The organism is Micromonospora sp. DT233, assembly GCF_049841815.1.
Classification (GTDB): Bacteria; Actinomycetota; Actinomycetes; order Mycobacteriales; family Micromonosporaceae; genus Micromonospora.
Genome location: NZ_JBNCLB010000006.1, coordinates 274,795 through 290,151, shown reverse-complemented (window position 1 = coordinate 290,151; position 15,357 = coordinate 274,795). Strand labels below are relative to the sequence as shown.

Genomic DNA, 15,357 nt, shown 5'->3' with positions numbered 1-15,357 from the left:
ACCGGCGTGGGCGGGCGCGGCACGGCAGCAACAGGAGCCGGGGCGACGACCGGCGTGGGCGGGCGCGGCACGGCAGCGGCAGGAACAGGCGCAGGAGCCGGGGTGACGACCGGCGACTTCGGGCGCGGCGCAGCGCCGACGTCGGCCAACGGGCTCCGCGCCGGGACCTTCAGGGCGTCGGCGGCGGCCATCGAGTTGCGCAAGGGATTGCGCCTGGCATCGGCCGAGGAGCGTTCCGCGACCGAGGTTGGTGCTCCGGTCCGCCCGTTGCTGCGCGCAGTGGTGTCCGCGCCGCTGGCCGGACCGTCCAGCCGGGACGGCGGCACGACGCCGGAGTCGTCCCTGACCGGCGGAGCCTCCACCACAGCGCCGTCGCTGCCAGCGGTTGAGGACTGCTCGCTGCGGAAACCTGTGCCGGCCGCACCGGCCGACTCGGGCTCCGAGGGAGTCCGGGGGAGGTCGGCCGAGCGGGCGTCGGTGACGCGCCCGCTGTCGGCGTTGAAGCGCGCAGCTCTCGACGGCACTTCCCGGCCTTCGAACATCTTGACCGCATAACCATCCGGCTTCAGGGGCAGACTTGCGATGAGCTCCTGGCCCACCGCCAGCACCGAAGGCGGGATCTTGGTTGCAGTCGGACCGACGACGAACGCGGGATCCGTGGCTGTCACATCGACATATCCGCCGGCGCGGGCCAAGCTGACGACATCGTCCGGCACCGTCTCCGGTCGCGCCCAGAACCCCCAGTCGAGGAACTCCAATTTCCAACCATCGGGCAAATCGACCGTGTACGGACCGTCCTGAAACTTGTTCCATTCGGCGAGGCGTCTCCACTCCCGCAGGAAACCCAGCCCTTCAATCGTACGCTGGAACTGGTTGGTCGACCCCTTTTCGTGGGCTAGCCACCGGTCGATGGAGTCACCAGATAGACGCATTTCCTTGTGGTAGTTGACGACATACTGGTTACGAAATTCTTCGACGATTCGGAGGTGCTCCTCCTGGGAGATGTCGTAGCGGCCCTTGAACTGTCGTACGACGGACGCGGGTCCCTCGATTACCTTGGGCTGACCGGCTACGCGGGACAGGAATTTCCGTACGCCGGACGCGGATTCCTCGTTCACCTTGGGCAGATCGATTACGCGGGACAGGATTTTCCGTACGAAGGGCACGGATTCCTGGTTCACCTTGGGCAGATCGATTACGCGGGACACGAGGGGCGAGTCGCCCGGACCGAAGACCGCCTCGAAGTCGCGGGCTGCGAGGTCGAGAACCTTCCGGAGTCGATGCTCGTGCAGCACGTGCACGTCCAGCCGCCCGTTGAGATCCTCGGTACGGGACTCCCAGCGGGACCAGACGCTCTTGAGGCTCTCGTCGCCCGGCCCCTTGGCGAACGCGCCCGGGTGGTCGCCCCAGACGTCCCTGTACGCCTGCTGGAGGTCCGCGTCGAACGCTTCGCGTACCCGAGCCCTGGCGTCCTCCGAGAGGTTGAGCTGCCAACCCTTTTCGACCTCGCGCTGCTGCACGTCGGCCATGAACTGCTCACGCTCGGCCAGCAGGGCAAGCCTGTCTGCCGCCTTGTTCTCGGCCAGGGCCCTGAGGTCCAGCCACTTCGGCACCGCGTCGCCGGGATTCTCCCCCGCACGGGCTTCCAGATAGGCCTCGCGGGAACGCTCCACGAAGGCGAAGCCCTCTCGCTGGATGGTCTCGTTGTCGAGCAGCGCCGCCTTCTCCGGTGACAACTCGGCCAAGGCCCGATTGAAGGGACTGCCGTCCTCAAGCACGTAAAAGCGGTTCTTCTCGCGATCGTCGGCAAGCTTTTGTAGCTGCGCTTCGTGGGCGCGGTCGAAACGATCCCGCAACGCGTCGGCCGCCGCGTCCTGCCAGCGTTGGTTGTCACCCGGCTGCTCGCCGTGCGCCGAAGCCCGCCCGGACGGACTCGAGCCCTCCGTCAGGAGCGAGCGCTGCTCCTTACGGAAGTCCTCGGCGACCTGCCGCTCCCACGGGAGCGGACCATCGTCCATGCCCCGGCCCTGCTTCCACTGGGCAAGCCGCTCGGGGAACTCGCCCTTCATGAAGCTGTCGAGCTGTATCTCCTTGTCGAACCGGGCCGACAGCCCGCTCTCCGCCTGGTCCTGCGAAGCAATGAAGCGGCGGTCAGCCTGCGGCTTCCAGACCTCGTACGACTTGTCCGCCCTCCTGCTGAGCTCATCCTTGTAGTGGTGTCGGTAATTCCTGGTCACCATGTCGACGTACTGAGCCCTCGACTCCGCGAAGTCGATGGCCGACCGGTCGTTGCCCGGTTGCGCACTCTCGAAGTTCGCCCGGGCATCGTCGAACGCCCAGCCCGCACGAGCCTGCGCCTTGTACAGGTCGGCGTAGTAGTCGAACCTGAAGCCCTTGGCCAGGCTGTCGACCCTCGTCGGCCAACTCTTGTAGAAGAGGTCGAACCTGTCGGCCCGGACGCGATCCGCATTCGTGAACTTGGCCTGCCAGATCTGGTCCGCTTGCTTGGTGAATCTCGCCTCCGCTGCGGCCAACTCATCGGGGGTGTAGCTCTTGCCGGTCCGTTCCTTCCAGGCAGCGTACTCCCGGCGGAAGCGATCGATCGGCGTGCCGCCCTTTCCATCCTTTATTTCGTTCATTTTTTGCAGCATCTCGGCGTGCGCCTGGGCCCTCTTTTTCTCCCGCTCTTGGAACTCGGCGTGCTTCTTCGCCGCTTTTTTCGCCCTGGCTTCGTATGCCTCGCGGTTTCGTCGTTCGATCGGACCGTAGCGGTCGGGATCCTTGCCCTCCGGTGGGCCACTGCGGCGTTGCAGACGCCGTCCCGGCGTCTTCTCCGTCGCCGGCTGGCCGGCCGCCTCGGGCGCCGCCCGCTCCGGTACCGGCGTGCCAGGTGGGGCGTCCGGAATGTCGCGCGGCGGCGCTGCCGCCCGCTCCCCCGAAGAACCCGAAGCAGACGATACGAGGGAATCCGAGGCTTGCCTCCTGCCCGTCTGCGTGAGCGACAGTGCGGCGCTGGCTTCCGCCGGCCCTTGACGAGTACTGGCGTTCCCGTCGGCTGCGGCGGAACTGCGGTGGCTCGGGGAAGAATCCGGGCTGCTCTGGCCGCTGAGACCCACTGGCGCAACATCCAGGGAGGCCGGACGGGCACCAGAAGCGCCAGCTACCGAGCGCTCGCGCTGCGCACCCATGGCCTCACCACGCCCCGGCACCACGGAGGCGCCGTCGGCCCGCGCTGCAACACCCTCACTGCCGCCAGCCTCACGACGCCCTGCCGCTGGCGCATTGGTCTCACCCGCCCGCACCGGAGCAGCGTCACGCAGACTCGCCGAAGCACCGTCACGCAGGCTCGCCGGAGCAGCCTCACCACGAGGCGCCTGAACCTCCGGCCGCAACGGCGGAGCAACATCCACCGGCACAACACCTTCGTCACCAGCAACGTCACGACGCCCTGTCACCGAAGCCCCGGAGTCATCCCTCCCAGCGACCGACCCAGCCGCCACCTCATCGGAACGCTGAGTGGTCGTCGACGAGCCGTCCACCACATCCACATCCGACCGCGCCTCACCCGAACGTTGAGCGGCCGACGACGGAGCCTCCACCACATCCACATCCGACCGCGCCTCACCTGAACGTGCCCGAGACACCGGCGAGCCATCCACCGCACCCACATCCGACCGCGCCTCACCCGAACGCACCGGAGCCACCGACGAACTGTCGGCCACACCACCACCCAACTGCGTCTCCGGACGTACCGGAACCACCGGAGCCACCGACGAACCCTCGACCACACCACCACCCAACTGCGTCTCCGGACGCACCGGAACCACCGGCGCACCCTCAACCGCACCACCACCCGACTGCGTCTCCGGACGCACCGGAACCACCGGCGCACCCTCAACCGCACCACCACCCGACTGCGCCTCCGGACGCACCGGAACCACCGGCGCACCCTCAACCGCACCACCACCCAACTGCGCCTCCGGACGCACCGGAACCACCGGCGCACCCTCAACCGCACCACCACCCGACTGCGTCTCCGGACGCACCGGCTGACCAGGCGTCCCCCCATCACCACCCGACTGCGTCTCCGGACGCACCGGCTGACCAGGCGTCCCCCCGTCGCCACCCGACTGGGGCCGCACGGTCTCGACCTGTGGGTGCGGCGACACCGCGATGCCGTTGCCGTTGACCCCGTTCGGGTCGGGCTGATACGTCCGGCGGGAGGCAGCCGGGTCGTACCCCTGCTGCGGCACGGGCTCTCGAGGACCGCCGCCGGCGTGGACCGGTCCCCCACCTGCGGATGCCGCAGGCAGAGGGCCCTGCCCGGCGAGCGCGGGCTCGGTGACCGAGTGCCGATTGATGTCGATGTTCGGGCGGCTCTCCGCAGGGCCCGGAGGCCCCGTCACGGAGCTCGCGGAGCCGCGCACGGGTGGATCATTGTCCAGCCGTGCGCGGAGAATCGAGCCGTTGCCGCTCGACCCCACCCCGGACTCCGGCGGGTTGATGAAGCTCACTGCCGGGAGGGCTGCGCGCTGCCACCCGCCGGAATTCGTTTGGCCGTCGACGGACGATTTACCGGTACCCCGGCTGCTGCCTGAGGACGTGTCGATCCCAGCGCGAACCGGCGAGCCGTTGCCGAGACCCTTGCCGCCAGCGTCGGCCATTGCCGGAGGCGGTGTAAGGGCCTTCGAAGGGCCGCCCCCGCCCAGGTTACTCGAACCGATGTCCGGAGAGCTTCCATTGCCGCCTCCGCTAACGGTCTTGGGAGCGCCGCTCGAACTCGATTTCCACTTGTCGCGGAGAATCGGATACCGTCGGTGGATGTTGGGGAAGGGGTGACGGTCCAGGAAGCCACCGCCCCGAAATTTTCCATCCGTGAGCAAACTGGCGAACAACATTCCGCCGCCGAAACCGGCGCCGGTGGCTATACCGAAGTTCACCGCATCGATCGTCACATCCGTGTGGGTCGCTGCGGAGGCGATGAACTCCCCGACGAATTCGATCGCGACTTCATCGGCCGCGCCGGCCGCGCCGCCTCCGAACAATTGCGCCACCACCCTCGGTGACACGAGCGGTGAAATGAACTTCACCGCGCTGGCCGGCAGGACCTTGACCGCAATGTTACCGACCGTGGTGAGAACCTTCGTGAGCCCGTCGACGATTCTCCCCATCAACACGCCAAGCCCCGGCAACGCCATGGTGAGGAAGGGCAGGAAGGTCGTGAGCATGGTGATGAGGCCGGCCTTTTTATCTTGGGCGATCATCTCCCGAACTTGGTTCGCGTATTCCTTTATGTGCTGAGTGATGGCTAGGGCCGACTGGACGACTTTGAGCATCTGCTCCAGGACCCGCACGGTTAATTTCATGAAATAATTGCTCGCCGAACCATGCCAGTCCAGCACTTTCATGGTATCTGCCACCGCGTACAAAAGTTCTGCCATGACAACGGTGATGTTCGCCCAGTCCGAGGCCAGCTTGTCGAGCTTGTCCGGATCCGGGTAGGCGTAGTCCGCAGTGCCGATGGCCTCAGGCACTCTCCGCACCCTTCATCGAGGAACTGGGCAGGCACGACATTTGCTCACCGTGCCACTGCCGGCCCCTCGCCGCACAGTCCCGGAAACGAGGACGTGATCGTTGGCCAGCGAGGACGTGCCGTGTCCCCTCGTCTCGTGAACCCCGGTGCCGGTCCGACCGTCTTCAGGTGGAAGACCATGGCTTGCGGGAACTTCCGGGGGCCGAGCGAATCCGGGACGGGAGAGCACGATGGGACACCACGACGATCTGAACGAGCTCCTGCGGCAGACGCGGGAGCTCGCCGTGCAGACGCAGGTGGCCAACGCGGACTTGGCCGACCGCGAGGTCACCGGCGCGTGCGCGGGCGGCGCGGTGCGGGTGACGATAACGACGTCCGGTGCGGTCCGATCGGTGACGATCGACCCGCAGGCCGTGAACCCGGACAACCTGCGCCACCTGGAGGGCAGGGTCGCCGAGGCGATGCAGAACACGCTCGACAACGTGCGCGTCCTCATGGAGCAGATGATGCAGCCCCTGACCGACGGGTTGGCCCGTTTGACGGCCGAACAGCCGTGACGGGCGTCGCCCGGGTACGGTGCCGGCCGGCACCGTACCCGGAGGACGCCCGACTCAGCCGACCATTTCGCGGCCCAGCGTGAACAACTCGGTGAAAACGCCGAACACTCCCATCGCCAGCGTCGCCGACAGCACGAGGCAGACCACGCCGATCGTCTCCACGAACTTGCCTCGGTCCCGGGTGTCGACGACCGGGCCGAACGGCGTCTGTCCGTCTTCCTTGGCCGCAGAGCGGGGTCGGGAGGCCAGCGCGACCGCGACGCCGACGCCGACCACGGCAGCCCCGATCAGCAGCAGCACCACGACCGACGGGCCCGTGGTGAGATAGCGGTAACCGGTCGCGCCGATGACGCTGAACAGCCCGACCGCGCCGGGCGCGGCCAGCAGCACCACCTCACTGACGAAGCCGACCTGCCGGGCGCGGATCACCAGTGCCGCCCCGGCCACCGCCGCCAGGGCCACCGACCACCCCTGGTGGGACATCGCGAGCACCGGGAACGCGGCGGCCAGGGCCAGCGCCGGAAGCACCAGAACCAGCGCCAGCAGCTGACGGGCGTTCAGCATCAACCGGGCGGTGGCCGGTGCCACGCCGGCCGCCGCCTTCGGCATGGGCGTGCTCCAGGCCGCGAGCGCGGCGGACAGCCGGCGGGCCACGGCCACCAGCAGCAGGGCCGCGAGGACGGTGGCGGCGGCGATCTGGGTGGCGTCCGCGTCGAGGACCACCAGCACCACAGCGAACGTGCCGGCCAGCGCGAAAGGCACCTCGACGGCGAGGATGGCCGGCTCCGGCGTGGCGGCCAGGGCCATCAGCACACCCGCGTTGGCGCCCAGCACCACCCCGCACCAGAAGAGCCCACCACCGAGCGACTGACCGACCAGGCCGCCGGCGGCGGCCAGGCAGGGCACGGCGGACAACGAGACGGCCAGGCACGCGGACGCCGGCAGCCGGGCCCGCTTCTGGTTGAGCACCCACCCGAGGCCGAGTACGACGATGCTGACCAGGACGAGGCCGAGCGCGGCGAGGAGGCCGCTGTGGTGCGGACGCACCGCGACCACCGCCGAGACGAGGGTGATCCAGCCGGCGCCGATCCAGATCGTCAGCACGCCCCGGTCCCGGGCGTCGACCCGGCGTTCCTGCGCCTCGGCGGCCACCAGTTCCTCGATGTCCTCCACGACCGGTGCGGTGCCCGGGTCGCGGGCGATGTCGCGCAGGTAGAGCACCTGCCCGTCGGCGACCCCGGCCTCGGCCAGCGACGACTCGACCGGCAAGGGCGCGCCACCGGCGGGCGCCAACGACCAGGCGGGGGGCATCATTCCCCCACCGGCCTGGCCGCACAGCTCGGCCAGCCCCGCCACGTACTCCCCGATCGGGCTCTCGCTGGGGAGCGCGACGTCGACCCGCTTCCCGCCGCCGTTCACGGTGACCCGGCTACGCCTGTCCAACATCCGTGCGTTCCCTCCCATCCCCCGGTTTCGGTACGCGCGTCACCACATTCCCATGTTGGTGCTCTCGGCGGTCATGTAATTGTCGTACGCGGTGTCGAGCACGTGCGCGATGAACGGCAGCGTCCCGCCCCCGCCGCCGTCGCCCCACAGGCCCGCAGCGGCCACGTTCCACGCCATCTCCAGCTCCTTGAATTGCGCGTAGGTGCCGCCCTTCCAGGTCCCCTCCAACGGGGCCAACTGTGCCTTCAGGGCGTTCAACTCGTTGATGAGCTCCGTGGAGACCGTGCGGACGTGGTTTCCAGCGTCGGCCAGGTCGGCCGGTACCTGCAAATTGCTGTCTTCGACGGGCATGGTCGACTCCTAACGACGGGACAGGTCAGAGGTTGGCGGGTGGGACGACATTCCCGTTTGCGGGCTGCGGCCCGCCGGGGTTGGGGCCCCCACCACTGAAGGACAAGTTGTTGAGGTTGTCCGTCTCGGCGTTCACGTAGTTCGCCGCGTTGACGCGCAGGCCCTGGCCGATCTCGGTGAGGGCGTTGTGCAGGTTGATGGAGTGCCTGTGGAAGTTGCCCATCTCCTCGACGAACTTCTGGGAGGAGATCCCCTGCCACGTTTCGCTCTGCCGCTGGACGAATGCCTGCAACGCGCTGAGCTGTGTCTGCACATCGGCGGCAACGCGGTCGCAGTCCACCGCTGCCTGCTGTACGTACGCGGGGGTGACCTGGAACTGCCCTTGCGTCACGATCCACTCCTTTTCGTCGTCGACGTGGCCGACCGGCCGCGTCCGTAACAGCCTGGGCCCTCGGGAGAGGACACCGGTAGTTCCCCAATCACCGGACAGCCGCCGTGCCGCGCCGGGGGTGTCACGAGACGGCCCCGCTGGTCGCCATCGCGTCCTCGGTGAGCGCCACCTGGATCAGCTCGGCACTCGAGCGCGTCACCAGCACCCCGCGACCGGGTGGCTGCGGGGCCGCCCGGTGGTCGCCGACGAGCGTGCCCTCCCGGCGGTCGCCGCTGAGGATGAGCCCGAGGGAGCCCATCTCCTGCATGCGGGTCGCCAGCACGTCGGACATCAGGGCGCGGGACGAGCCGGCGACGCGGCGGGCCAGCACCAGGTGGAAGCCGATGTCGCGGGCGTGCGGCAGGAACTCGACGAGGTCCCGCAGCGGGCTGTTCATACCGCCACCGAGCAGGTCGTAGTCGTCCACCACGAAGTAGATGTCCGGCCCCTCCCACCAGTCGCGCGCGGCGAGCTGCTGCGGGGTGACCGTCGGTGGGGGCAGCCGCTCGCGCAGCTTGCCGGCGACCTGTTCGACGTAGACCTTCAGCGCCTCCGGCTCGGCCGCGTAGGCGCCCAGGTGCTCGTCGGGGACGACGCCGAGCAGGCTGCGACGGTAGTCCGCGACGACGAACCGGACCTCCCAGCCGGAGCGGAGTGCGGCGGTCGAGGCGATCCAGGTACGTAGGAAGGAGCTCTTGCCCGAGCCGCTGTCGCCGAAGACGAGCAGGTGCCGCTCGTCGCCGGAGAGGTCGAGGGTGACCTGCCCCAGGTCGCGCTGGGAGATGCCGATCGGCGTCCCGGCTCCCGGCCGTGCGGGCAGCGCAAGCACGTCGGGCAGCGAGATCGTGGCGGGCAGCATCTTGACCGGCGGAGCCACCGAACCCGACCAGCTCCGGGCTGCCTCCTCGATGACGGCGGCCTGCGCCTCGCGCAGCCCGTCGGTGGTCTCGGCCCCGTCCACCCGCGGCACGGCCATGTGCAGATACAGGCCGGGAGCGACCAGGCCCCGGCCCGGCAGACCGGCCGGGATCTGCGCGGCGAGCTTCCGGTTGATCTCCGAGTCGCTGTGGTCGTTGAGCCGCAACTCGATCCGGGTGGCGATGGAATCCCGCAGCGCCGGGCGGATCTCCAGCCAGCGGCCGGCGGTCAACACCAGGTGGACGCCGACGCCGAGCCCCCGCGACGCGATCTCGGTGACGATCGCGTCAGCCTCCTCGAACGTGCTTCGCAACCCACCCCAGTTGTCGATGAGCAGGAAGACGTCGGCCGCCCGCAGCCCGCTGGGCAGCCGCCCGGCGAGTCGGCGGGCGCGGAACTCGGCGATGGAGTCGACGCCGAGGGAGCGGAACAGCTGTTCGCGCTCCGCGATCAGGGTGTGGACCTCGTTGAGGGTGCGCCGGACCAACTCCTCGTCGCTGCGCCCGGCCACCGTCCCGACGTGGGGGGCCTCCGCGAACGGATAGAGGGTGCCGCCGCCGAAGTCGATGCAGTAGAACTGCATTTCCGCCGGGGTGTGGGTGAGCATCGCGCTGAGCAGCACCGTACGCAGGAAGGTGCTCCGCCCGGTCTGCGGGGCGCCGACCAGCGCCAGGTTGCTCTGCGTCCCCCCGAAGTCCATCATCAGCAGTTGCTGTTCCTGGTGCATCGGGCGGTCGAGCACCCCGATCGGAATCCTCATGTCCGATCCCGGCCACTCGGACGCGCAGAGGCCGCGACCGCCGCTCACGGCCGGCGTGCCGAGCAGCATGTCCAGCGGGATGACCGGCGGCAGCGGCGGCAGCCACACCTGGTGCGCCAGGGCGGCGATCGGCTTCATCCGATCGACCAGGACCTGCAGCTCGGTCGGGCCGGAGGGTGCCGGCTCCTCCGCCGGCTCCTCCTCGACGGGCTGCGCCACCGCGCTGTCCGGCAGTGGCCCGACCGTGAACGGGACGACCGCGCGGAGCAGGCCGCCGGCCTCGGTGCGCTGCTCGCTGGTCAGGTACGGCGTGGAGACGTGCGCCACCCGCAGCCGCAGGTAGACGGACTCACCGACCTTGAGGTACGCGGACCCGGGAATCGACGGCAGCTGGTAGGCGTCGGTGGTGCCGATCACCGTGCGGCTCTCGTTGGCGGAGAACGTGCGCAGGCAGATCCGGTAGGACAGGTGCGAGTCGAGGCCGCGCAGCCGGCCCTCCTCCAGCCGCTGGGTGGCCAGCAGCAGGTGCATGCCGAGGCTGCGCCCGACCCGACCGATCTGCACGAAGAGGTCGACCAGCTCGGGGCGGCCGGAGAGCAGCTCACTGAACTCGTCGACGATGATCATCAGGTAGGGCATGGGTTCCAGCTCCGTACCGTCGGCCTTGGTGGCCCCGGCGGCGCGGCGGGTCTGATACTCGCGGATGGAGTCCACGTCCCCGGCGTCGCGCAGCATCTGCTGGCGGCGCTGCTGCTCGCCGAGGAGCGCGGCATGCATCCGGCTGATCATCGTCTGGTCGTCGACCAGGTTGGTGATCAGGCCGGCGACGTGGGGGAGCCCGGCCAGCGGCGCGAACGCGGCACCGCCCTTGAAGTCGACCAGGACGAAGCTGAGCACCTCGGGCGAGTGGGTGAGCGCGAGGCCGGTCACCAGGGTCCGCAGCAGCTCGCTCTTGCCGGAGCCGGTCGCGCCGACGATCAACCCGTGCGGGCCCGCACCGCCCTGCGCCGCCTCCTTGAGGTCCAGCAGGACGGTGCCGCCCTCGCTGTCCGTGCCGATCGGCACGCGCAGCAGCCGACTGCTGTCCGGTCGTACCCAGAGGGTGGTCGGGTCGATGGCCAGCGGGTCGCCCACGAAGAGCATGTCGGTCAGCGACACGTCCCGGATCAGCACCTGGTCGCGTTCGTCGATGAGGCGCAGCGGCGACAGCCGGCGGGCGACCAGCTCCGCGACCCGGGTGTCGAGGCTGTCGGGGACGCAGTCGGGGACGGGGGCGGTCATCAGCTCGGCCCGGCCCTCCACCGCGGCGTGGCCGCCGTCGGTCAGCCGGATGCGCAGGTCGACCCGGCTCGGCTCGTCCAGCTCACGCCGGGCCAGGAAGAGCGCCGTGATGCCGAGCTGCGGGCCGGCGGCCTGCAACAGCGAACGCAGCAGCTCCGAGCGGCCCCACTCGGAGACCGGCTGGAAGCCGGTGAAGAGCACCACCAGGCGCTGCATCCGGGGGGCCTGGGTGCGGTCGAAGCTGATCTGCACGCGCCGTACGGCGACCTGCTCCTGCCGCTTGCGGATCTCCCGCTCCAGGAAGCCGGCCAGGTCGACCGGGTCCACCCGGACCAGGGGCAGCACGCCGGCCTCGCCGGTGGCGTCGGGCTCCAGCGCGTGTGGCAGCCACTTCGCCCACTCCCAGTCCCCGCCGCCGGAGGACTCGACGGCGATCACCACGTCGTCGGGTGCGTGCAGGACCGCGAGGTGGGTGAGGACCGCCCGCGCCAGCCCCTCGGTCTTCTCGGGCGGCCCGAGCAGGCTCACCACGCCGGCCTCGGCGAGGTTGACCACGGCCGGCTGGTCCTGGACCCAGCCCAGGCGGGCGACGAGCTTCTTCGCGGCGGTCAGCGACTCCCAGTCGTACTCGCCCAGGGGGTCCAGCCGTTGGCTCATCTGCATCGGCGGGCTCAGGGCGACCCGGCCCAGGCCGATGCGTACCCGCATGAAGTCCGGATCCTCCGGGCGGCGCTCCCAGACCCGGTCCAGCGACGTGCTGATGGACCACAGCCGCAGCGGGTCCGGCTGGTTGACCGCGTTGACCGTGCGCTGCGCGGCGGCGTGGGCCCTGGCCTGGGCGCGGGCCTCGTCGAGGTGCGCGCGGTAGCGGCGGCGCTTCCGGCGCACCTCGCGACGGTTGCTGCTGCGGGTCTGCGATCGCATGGCGATGGCCACGCCGATCGACATCACCACGAAGAGCAGACCGAACACGATCAGGATGGGACGTCCGTACGTGATCATGTAGCCGGCCATGCTGACCGAACTCAGCAGCGGCAGGACCGTCGCGAACCAGCCGCTGGTGTTGGTGCCGGTGCCGGCCTCCGGCGGCGGCGGCAACGCGATCGGCTCGGTGGAGAGCGCGGGCGGCAGGAACCGCGGCGGCCGGTGGAATGCCAGTCGAGTCATGCCCTCTTCCCCTGCCGGTCTGCCCGCATCATCCGGTGCAACTGACCCTCACGTGTGCCACCGCGAGCATGGCCCGCTTGGCCGGCGGGTCGCCGACGGCGGACAACCGCACCGTGATGCCGTTGCGCCCCACCTGCCAGGTCCCGCCGGTCACCCAGCCGCCTGCGGCGGCGTCCTGCCGGATCTCGAACTGGGCGAACTCCGCGCCGCCCGGCTCGTTGAGCACCGAGTACGCGGCGCGGGAGACCGGCCGGTAGGCGGACCGGTTCGCCGCCGGCACGAAGACCTGGACGGTGCAGCTCCGCATCTGCTTGGCCGGCCGGAACCACCACTGGGCGGTGGCCGGGGCCCCTGCCCGGGGGCCGCTGCCGGCGAACGGCACCGCCACGTAGTCGCCGTGGCAGCCGTCCTTGCTCCAGCCGCCCTGGCCGATGGTCAGCCAGGTCGGCCCGCGCCCGTTGGCGACGAAACCGTGGTCCTCGGCGGCCGCGCAGTCCCAACCGGCGACCGCGGTGTAGCTGGGCCCGGCGGTGGGCGCGGCCGGGGCCGCCTTTGCCGACTCCAGCTTCACCGGCTTGATCAACTGCATGAACACGCCGCTCAGCAGCGCGATCAGCGTCGCGACCGAGGCGACGACCATCGTCACGTGCGGCTTGGCCGTCGGTCGGTCGAGACCCGGCCGCGCCCAGCCCTGCTCCATGAACGCGCGCGTGAACTCCCGCCGTTGCTCAGCGGGCGCTCCGAGCCCGCTGTCCCGGTGCTGCGTCTCGACGCTCGTCACGGCCTGCCTCATTCGCGCGGTTCCTCAACTCCCCCCCCTAGACGCCCGGACGGGGGCCGAGGTTCACACACCTGATCGTCCCCACTCCCAGATCGGCCCGCCGAGGCGGTCACGGTCGTCGCCCGCCGGGTCGTTGGGGTCGGGCTTACCGGCAACCGCCTCCTTTGCCTCGGGGATCTCCGGCGGGAGCTCGGCGGAGACCGTCGTGGTGTCGCCGACAACGGCCTGACCGAACTCGTAGATCCTTCTGCGCAGCCAGTCCTCGGTGTTGGCGTAGTTGGCCGCCGCGGCGTTCGCCATGTAATGGATCGTAGGCAGGGCGCCCCGCTCCCCTTCCTTCGAACCGAACATTTCCGTCATCGCCTTCTGCCAGAGCGCGTTGAACTCCTCCGCTTCAGCCTGGGTCTGCCCGGTCCAGCCGAGCTTGAGTTCGGCCCAAGTGTCGTGCACGTCCTTAATTATCTGTTCGATAAGCTTGGCGGCGAGGTCGAGCCCCTGTGCGGCTTTCTTCACCTCGGCCGTATTGACCACGATTCGTTTCCCCGCGTAATCCTGGGGCGCTACTTCTGCGGCCATTTCGCTCCTTCCGCCCGCTTGGCTACTTGTGTCCGGACTTTGCTATCTCAGCGATGCTCTCGGCGTTCTTTCTCTCCGCCTCGAGGTAGTTCTGGTGCGAGGTCTTCAGCCGGAGCGCCGCCTCGTCCAGTGCCTCGTGCAAAGTGTCGCTAGCCTTCTTGAAGTTCGCAGCCAGCTGCGAGAACGTCGTACCGGCAGGGCTCTGCCACGCGGAGCCTATTGTGTTGAAATTCTTTGTGACGATGTCCAGGTAGCCACCGATCGCGTCGTGGGCATTTTGCACCGAGTGGGCCGCCCTTTCCAGAGCCGGCAGGTCGACCCTCCAGTCGATCTTCTTGCCCTCCGGGGTGGACGTCTCGGACGCTTTGCCGTCCGAGCCGTACGTTGTCCTGGTGCCGTCCGGGCCTGTGATGACGACCTGCCCGGGGACGGGGTAGGTGTAGCTGGTGCCCTTGGACTCGTCGTCACCGGTCCATGTCCGCGTCAATACGCCGTTGCGGTCGAACCTGGCGTGCTGGTCGCCCTGCGTCGTGATGTAGGAGCCGTCGGGCTGCCACTGGATCGTCTTGGGCTCTTCACCGGGCACCTCGACCCGGATCGGCCGATGGTCCTTGTTGAACTCCGTGACCACGCCGTCTGGGTCGGTCAGCGTGTAATGGCCATCTTCGAGGGCCTGGTAGGTGGAGGCCTTCGACTCGTCGTCGCCCTCCCAGATCTTGAGCGGAGTCCCGTCTTTGTCGTGCAACACATGGATATTACCCGTTATCGACACATACTGATCACCGCGATACTCGAACGTCGTCAGCTCACCATTCGCCGCCGTCCGCTGCACCATCCGCTTGTCGGCGGAGAATTCCGTCACCGAGCCGTCGACGCCCTTGACCGAGAACGTCCCGTCCGCGTTGAACGTCGTGACCTCACCATCCGGCGACGTCTCCCGCACCGGATCCCTGTCCGCCGTAAACTCCGTCACCGTCCCATCGGGACCCTTAATCGAGAACGACCCATCCGGATTCCACGAAAACACGGACCTCACAGACTCATCGTCACCCACCCACGAATAGATCTCCCGACCATCCGCCCCCACCAACACCCGCTCGTCACCGGTCTTCGCCACATACTGATCACCGCGATACTCGAACGTCGTCAGCTCACCATCCGCCGCCGTCCGGCGCAGCATCCGCTCATCCGCCGAGAATTCCGTCACCGAACCATCGACGCCCTTGACCGAGAACGTCCCATCCGCGTTGAACGTCGCGACCTCACCATCCGCCGACGTCTGCCGCAACCGATCCCTGTCCGCCGAAAACTCCGTCACCGTCCCATCGGGACCCTTAATCGAGAACGACCCATCCGGATTCCACGAAAACACCGACCTCACAGACTCATCATTGCCCACCCACGAATAGATCTCCCGACCATCCGCCCCCACCAACACCCGGTCATCACCGGTCTTCGCCACATACTGATCACCGCGATACTCGAACGTCGTCAGCTCACCATCCGCCGCCGTCCGCTGCACCATCCGCTCATCCGCCGAGAATTCCGTCACCGAAC

The 15,357-nt window shown here is 68.9% G+C and carries 8 protein-coding genes and 1 pseudogene; 1 reads left to right on the top strand and 8 read right to left on the bottom strand.

What is annotated here, in order from left to right; all coding sequences use genetic code 11:
- Positions 1-5,534 (bottom strand): annotated as a pseudogene (locus ACLQ2V_RS16900) (hypothetical protein); the annotation flags it as partial.
- A gap of 229 nt (positions 5,535-5,763) precedes the next feature.
- On the opposite strand from ACLQ2V_RS16900, the gene ACLQ2V_RS16895 reads away from it, so the two are divergent.
- A complete protein-coding gene (locus tag ACLQ2V_RS16895) occupies positions 5,764-6,090 on the top strand; it encodes a YbaB/EbfC family nucleoid-associated protein (protein WP_425719433.1) in 327 nt (108 codons plus the stop codon).
- 54 nt (positions 6,091-6,144) lie between these two features.
- On the opposite strand, the gene ACLQ2V_RS16890 is transcribed toward ACLQ2V_RS16895, so the two are convergent.
- The 7 genes from ACLQ2V_RS16890 to ACLQ2V_RS16860 form a co-directional block, all read right to left on the bottom strand.
- Positions 6,145-7,536 (bottom strand): EsaB/YukD family protein, encoded by a 1,392-nt coding sequence (locus tag ACLQ2V_RS16890; RefSeq protein ID WP_425719432.1) that lies wholly within the window; start codon positions 7,534-7,536, stop codon positions 6,145-6,147.
- A 39-nt stretch (positions 7,537-7,575) separates the two neighbouring features.
- A complete protein-coding gene (locus ACLQ2V_RS16885) occupies positions 7,576-7,887 on the bottom strand; it encodes a WXG100 family type VII secretion target (protein WP_425719431.1) in 312 nt (103 codons plus the stop codon).
- A gap of 25 nt (positions 7,888-7,912) precedes the next feature.
- Positions 7,913-8,278: a WXG100 family type VII secretion target gene (locus tag ACLQ2V_RS16880; RefSeq protein ID WP_425719430.1), complete on the bottom strand. Its 366-nt coding sequence runs from the start codon at positions 8,276-8,278 to the stop codon at positions 7,913-7,915.
- A gap of 121 nt (positions 8,279-8,399) precedes the next feature.
- Positions 8,400-12,443, bottom strand: coding sequence for a type VII secretion protein EccCb (gene eccCb / locus ACLQ2V_RS16875; RefSeq protein WP_425719429.1), 4,044 nt, complete (start codon positions 12,441-12,443; stop codon positions 8,400-8,402).
- 28 nt (positions 12,444-12,471) lie between these two features.
- The gene (locus tag ACLQ2V_RS16870) at positions 12,472-13,224 is read right to left on the bottom strand and encodes a hypothetical protein (RefSeq protein ID WP_425719428.1); all 753 of its coding nucleotides are present in this window, start codon (positions 13,222-13,224) and stop codon (positions 12,472-12,474) included.
- 63 nt (positions 13,225-13,287) lie between these two features.
- Complete coding sequence (locus tag ACLQ2V_RS16865) at positions 13,288-13,800, bottom strand: WXG100 family type VII secretion target (protein ID WP_425719427.1); 513 nt, start codon at positions 13,798-13,800, stop codon at positions 13,288-13,290.
- Positions 13,801-13,822: 22 nt separating this feature from the next.
- On the bottom strand, positions 13,823-15,357 hold a 1,535-nt coding region (locus tag ACLQ2V_RS16860), incomplete at its 5' end, for a WXG100 family type VII secretion target (RefSeq protein ID WP_425719426.1).